The sequence below is a fragment of the Enterococcus sp. S183_ASV_20 genome, from assembly GCF_018919685.1.
In the GTDB taxonomy this organism is placed as follows: domain Bacteria; phylum Bacillota; class Bacilli; order Lactobacillales; family Enterococcaceae; genus Enterococcus; species Enterococcus faecalis.
The window spans coordinates 1-374 of sequence record NZ_JAHLRI010000187.1; the positions used below are offsets into that span (position 1 = coordinate 1).

The 374-nt window shown below is 38.8% G+C and carries 1 protein-coding gene; it reads right to left on the bottom strand.

All coding sequences use genetic code 11. The features are described from left to right. Positions 1-374 (bottom strand): Crp/Fnr family transcriptional regulator (locus tag KQI94_RS16355; protein WP_216454691.1); only part of this gene is annotated, 374 nt, incomplete at both ends.

The following is a 374-nucleotide window of genomic DNA, read 5'->3' on the forward strand; positions in this document are numbered from 1 at the left end:
AGCTAATACGGTTCATTTGGACTAATTTTTTCATAACACTGCTTGCTGTTTCCCGCGTAGTTCCACTCATTCGTGCAATGTCATTAATGGTAATTGGACAAGTAATTGCAACGCGTTCTCTGTTGTCAATTCGTTCTCCTAAATCATTTAATAACATCGCCAGTGATGTCACAATCCGTTCACATGCATCATTGGTTGTTCCTTTTTGGATTTTGATCATGCTTTCTTTTAAAAGGACCGATTGTTCTTGAATCCAATGAATCAATTGCTGGGGATTATTTTGGAGAAAACGCTCAAACAGTTTAACTGGCACAAACACAACCTCAATATCCGTATAGGCAATCGCGGAGTCGTAATGAACCTCATCTTGAAAC